This window comes from Methylobacterium sp. WL18 (assembly GCF_008040015.1).
GTDB classification, from domain to species: Bacteria; Pseudomonadota; Alphaproteobacteria; order Rhizobiales; family Beijerinckiaceae; genus Methylobacterium; species Methylobacterium mesophilicum.
In genome coordinates, this window is record NZ_VRVD01000348.1 from 1 (window position 1) to 4,921 (window position 4,921).

The 4,921-nt window shown below is 70.0% G+C and carries 5 protein-coding genes; 1 reads left to right on the forward strand and 4 read right to left on the reverse strand.

The features are described from left to right. Positions 1 to 409 precede the first annotated feature (409 nt). The gene (locus FV228_RS20215; protein ID WP_246693964.1) at positions 410 to 901 is read right to left on the reverse strand and encodes an RT0821/Lpp0805 family surface protein; all 492 of its coding nucleotides are present in this window, start codon (positions 899 to 901) and stop codon (positions 410 to 412) included. Positions 902 to 994: 93 nt separating this feature from the next. On the opposite strand from FV228_RS20215, the gene pdxH reads away from it, so the two are divergent. Next, positions 995 to 1,636, forward strand: coding sequence for a pyridoxamine 5'-phosphate oxidase (pdxH, locus tag FV228_RS20220; protein ID WP_147856254.1), 642 nt, complete (start codon positions 995 to 997; stop codon positions 1,634 to 1,636). A gap of 196 nt (positions 1,637 to 1,832) precedes the next feature. Here the strand turns inward: pdxH and FV228_RS20225 are convergent, their stop codons facing one another. The 3 genes from FV228_RS20225 to FV228_RS20235 form a co-directional block, all read right to left on the reverse strand. After that, positions 1,833 to 2,534 (reverse strand): 50S ribosomal protein L25/general stress protein Ctc, encoded by a 702-nt coding sequence (locus tag FV228_RS20225; protein WP_147856255.1) that lies wholly within the window; start codon positions 2,532 to 2,534, stop codon positions 1,833 to 1,835. 582 nt (positions 2,535 to 3,116) lie between these two features. After that, on the reverse strand, positions 3,117 to 4,010 hold the full coding sequence (locus FV228_RS20230; protein ID WP_147856256.1) for an ABC transporter permease subunit: 894 nt from the start codon (positions 4,008 to 4,010) through the stop codon (positions 3,117 to 3,119). Positions 4,011 to 4,025: 15 nt separating this feature from the next. After that, positions 4,026 to 4,921: ABC transporter permease (locus tag FV228_RS20235; protein ID WP_147856257.1), on the reverse strand; the 896-nt coding region annotated here is incomplete at its 5' end.

Consider the following 4,921-nt stretch of genomic DNA (forward strand, 5'->3'; position numbering starts at 1 on the left):
CGCCGCCACCCCGCCGGCCGCCCAGCCGCGCCTGCGCATGCGGCCGTATTACGGCTACCCGTACTGAGGACGGGTTCGGCCCACGGGTCGCGAGCCGTTTCCGGCGATCGTACGGGTCCGTAGCGCCTCCCCAGGTCGCGACGGGCCCATTCTCCGGTGCGGTAGTCCTGCGCCCGTGCAGGAAAGGGACTTCGCAGACCCAGAACGAAGCGCGGGTTCCCTTCTCCCGCGCACCGAGCGAGGGGATGCGTATTGGCGCCCGCTCGCCGAAAGCGTCGCTCACAGCGGTACGGACGCTCCGAACGCGATGCGGGATCGTCAAAACCCGCGCGGGCCATGCGGGATCGACGCTTCCGCTGCCGGTTGCACGGTCCCGCTCCCGTCTGACGTCAGGAGCGACGCGCGCGCGTCAGGATCGCTCCGACCCGGCGGACCGGACCCGCTTGAGCGTCCAATGGCCGCCGGACGGCTTGCAGCCGGTGCCGCGCACGAAGCGGCTGCGGCCCGGGCCGATGACCGAGGCCAGGAAGTTGCGGCAGATCAGGTCGTCGGCCACGTAAGGCAGGCCGGTCGGGTTGACCGCGCCGTGCAGCCCGGTCTCCGGGTTGTCCCACTTCACCGGCCGGCCGTTGCCCTGCGGATCGAGGGCGACCGACAGCGCCGCGCGGGCGCGCCGCCAATCCTCCTCGCCGAGGTCGCTGCCGAAGCTCGTGGGCCGTTTCTCGATGCTGCCGGTGACCACGGGCTCCTCGGCCACGGGCGGGTTCGCCGCAGCGGGCTCGCCGCGGAACACCAGCAGCGGCTGGCTGCAGCTGCACAGGAGCATCGCCAGCGACACGGCCGTCATCGCCACAGGGGCGCGCAACCGTCGGCTTGGCTCTTTACACGCGCATCGCCGCATTACACCTGACTCACGACGGGCTATCCGCTCGACCGAACATGCCGATGTCGGTGGCCCCCTCAGGCCCTGGACGCGGCAGGCAGGAGTCTTGCCGTGGATCAGTTAAGGACCGATGACCCGAGCGCCGGCGCGGTTGCCCCGACCTCGGACTTTACCCTCAGCGACGACCCCGTCGCGCTGTTCGACGCCTGGATGCGCGAGGCCCAGGCCGCCGAGCCGGAGGACCCGAACGCCATGGCGCTGGCCACCGCGGGGTCGGACGGGCTGCCCGACGTGCGCATGGTGCTGCTGAAGGGCTTCGATGCGCACGGCTTCGTGTTCTACACCAACCTCCAATCCGCCAAGGGCGAGGAGCTGGCTCAGAACCCGCAGGCCGCCCTGGTGCTGCACTGGAAGAGCCTGCGCCGGCAGGTCCGCGCCCGGGGGCCGGTCTCGCCGGTGACGCCGGAGGAGGCCGACGCCTATTTCGAGAGTCGCCGCCGGGAGAGCCGGCTCGGCGCCATCGCCAGCCGGCAATCGCGCCCCCTCGTCGATCGCGCCACGCTGATGGCCGAGGTGCAGGACCTCGCCGCCCGCTACGAGGACGGCCCGATCCCCCGGCCGGAGCACTGGACCGGCTTCCGCATCGCCCCGGTGTCGCTCGAGTTCTGGCAGAACGGCGATTTCCGCCTGCACGACCGGGTCCGGTTCACCCGGGACGGCGACGGCTGGAGCCGGTCGCGGCTGTATCCGTAGGACGATCCCGGTTTCAAAAGGTCCGAGACCTTTTGCGGGTCCAGGGCAGAGCCCTGGTCCATCGGGGCTCTGCCCCGATACCCCGCCAAAGGGCTGAGCCCTTTGGAAACCCATGGACTTGGCGATGAGCCCCCGGAAACGAAGAGAGCCCCGGCGGGGACCGGGGCTCTCGACGCGACATGGATTGCGACGGGGCTCAGGCCTCCTCGCCGTCCTTCTTCTCGGCGTCCTCGGCCTCTTCCTCGGCCTTCTCCTCAGCAGCCTTCTCCTCGGCGGCCTCGGCGGACTGCGCCTCGGCGATCGCGGCCTCCTCGGCCTCGACCTCGGCGCCCAGCACGGTCGGCGGCACGATGTTGGCCACCGGATCGGTGGGCTCGCCCGTGTGGGTGCCGGCCGGGATCTTGACGTCGGAGACGTGGATCACGTCGCCGATCTCGCGACCGGTCAGGTCGACCTCGATCGCGTCCGGGATCTGGTCCGGGGCGACCTCGAGGGTCAGGGTGTGGGCAACGATGTTGAGGGTGCCGCCGAGCTTCTTGATGCCGGGGGCCGCGTCCTCGTTGATGAAGTGCACCGGCACCTCGACGGTCACGGTCTGACCGGAGACGACGCGCAGGAAGTCGACGTGCAGCGGGACGCCGGAGACCGGGTCGAGCTGGAAGTCGCGCGGGATCGCCCGGACGGTCTTGCCGCCGGCCTTGATCTCGAACAACGTGGTCTTGAACCCGCCGGCGTAGATCAGGGTGCGGGCGCGGACGAGGTCGATGGCGATGGATTGCGGCGGCTGGCCGCCTCCGTACACGACGGCGGGAACTTGACCCTGGCGACGAACGGCCCGGGCGGCCCCCTTGCCGACCCGGTCGCGTGCCACGGCCTCAAGCGTCTTGACTGCGCTCATGGCGTGATCCTTCAAATGCTGGCTGGACCCGGAAAACGGAAAAAGCCGCCCGACGCGGACGGCTGTGACCTTCCCGGTGCGCCCCTGCCTCCAAGGGTGTCGGAGGGCGCGCGGTGCGCATACACGGATGGGGGCGGATTGGCAATGTTCGGTGCGCTGTCGCTTTCACCTTGGCAGCATCGCGGGTCGACATGCCCGAGGCCGATTGGCGGCCCGGCCGGCGATTCCTGCCGTTGAAGTCTTCGCCGCGTTGCGCGCCCACTACGCCGAGCGGATGAACGCTGCCAAGCTTGACGCGTGATGGTCGCCGATGCCGGCTCCACGAAAACTGACTCGCAGAGCGTTGCCATGCGGGCGTCGCCCCTTGTCCCGAGCGCATGCGGCGTCAGCGGAATGGGACCCAGCACAGGACGACGCGAGGCGTCCCTTCGCGGCAACGCCGCGTCTCGATGGTGCCGCTTGCGCGGCGCATGGCCTGCGAGGTCCCGGATCGCCGTCCACTGACGTTCCAGGCGTCCGGGCCAGACGTCCGGGAAAGGGCCGCGCCTCAACCGGCAACAGACTGCCCGTCCAACCGCCCCCTTACGGCCGCAGCCCCGCGAGCGCCCGCCGGGCCCGGCGCCGCTGCAGCCACACGGTCAGGCCGAGCGCGGTGCCGATCACCAGGGCGGAGAACGCCGTCGTGGTGGTGCCGAGCGCGTAGATCTCCGGGGTCGTCACCGTGGTGGTCAGGCCCTGAAGCTCCAGCGGCAGGGTGTTGCGGCCGCCGATCGCCTGGCTGGTGCGGGCGAGCTCGTCGAACGACAGGGTGAAGCCGAACAGGGCGACGCCGACCAGGGCCGGGGCCAGGATCGGCACCACCACGTGCCGCAGGGTCTGCGCCCCGGTGGCGCCGAGGTCGCGGGCGGCCTCCTCGTAGGCGGGGCTGAACCGGTTGAACACCGCGAACATGATCAGCAGCCCGAAGGGCAGCGTCCAGGTCAGGTGCGCCCCGAGTGCCGACGTGAAGAGGCCCATGAACGTGCCGTGGTCCTGCAGGAATCCCCAGCCCGTGGCCTCGGCCAGCGCCTTGACCGCGTCGTCCAGCAGCCGGAACTCCAGACCGATCCCGAGGGAGACCACGATCGAGGGCACGATCAGGCTCGACACCGCCAGGGCGAAGACCAGGCCGGCGCCGGCGAACCCCTTGCGGAAGGCGAGGCCGGCGTAGAACGCGAGGGTGACGGTGAGCGCCATCACCACCAGCCCGAGCATCAGCGAGCGCCGCAGCGCCGCCCAGATGTCGACGACGCCGACCCCCTCCCACAGCTTGGCGAACCAGTGGGTCGAGACCCCGTTCATCGGGAAGGTCAGGCCGCCGGACGGGCCCTGGAAGCTCAGGGTGAGGATCGTCAGGGTCGGCCCGTACAGGAACAGAACGTAGAGGCAGAAAATCCCGGCGAGCCCGTAGAAGGCGAAGCCGCGCGGCCGGTCCATCCTACAGCTCCATCCTCAGAGTTCCCTGCGCAGGTCGATCATCCGGGTGAGCCCGAGGATCATCAGCAGCACGGCGGCGAGCAGCACCACCGCGTTGGCGGCGGCGGCCGGGAACTGCAGGTAGGCCATCTGCACCTGGATCACCTTGCCGACGCTGGCGATCTGCTGGCCGCCCATCATGCCGACCGTGACGAAGTCGCCCATCACGAGCGTGACCACGAAGATCGACCCGATGGCGATGCCGGGCTTGGTCAGCGGCAGCACCACGTTCCACAGGGTCTGGAACCCGGACGCGCCGCAATCCCGCGCCGCCTCGATCAGCGACCGGTCGATCCGCGCCAGGCTGTTGAAGATCGGCACGATCATGAACACCGTGTCGAGGTGCACGAAGGCCAGCACCACCGCGAAGTCGGAATAGAGCAGGCCCTCGATCGGCGCCTTGATCAGCCCGAGGCTGCGGAGCGTGTCGTTGACCAGGCCGTTGCGCCCGAGCAGCGGGATCCACGAGATCATGCGGATCACGTTCGAGGTCCAGAACGGGATCGTGCAGAGCAGGAACAGGCCCATCCGCACCGTGTCCGAGCGGACGTGGAAGGCCAGGAAGTAGGCGATGGAGAAGCCCAGCGGCAGGGTGATCGCCAGCGTCAGGGCGACGAATTTCAGCGTCGAGAGATAGGTCCGGATCGTGGTGCAGAGGTCGGCCGACAGGCAGCCGTCGAACAGGTCGGCGTAGTTCTGCAGGGTCAGCGCCGGGGTGATCGCGTACTCGTTGTACTCCCAGAACGACACCACGGCGGTGAGCAGCAGCGGCACCACCAGGAAGACCAGGAACACCAGGGCCAGCGGCGCCGCCTGGAGGTAGGCGAGGCTGCGGCGCCGGGCCCGGGGGGCGGCCGCGACCGGTGCGGCGA

Bases quoted from the DNA above. Each gene is read 5' to 3' on its own strand.
- FV228_RS20225 (WP_147856255.1), bottom strand. From the start codon at position 2,534: ATGAGCGCAGTCAAGACGCTTGAGGCCGTGGCACGCGACCGGGTCGGC.
- FV228_RS20230 (WP_147856256.1), bottom strand. From the start codon at position 4,010: ATGGACCGGCCGCGCGGCTTCGCCTTCTACGGGCTCGCCGGGATTTTC.
- FV228_RS20215 (WP_246693964.1), bottom strand. From the start codon at position 901: ATGCGGCGATGCGCGTGTAAAGAGCCAAGCCGACGGTTGCGCGCCCCT.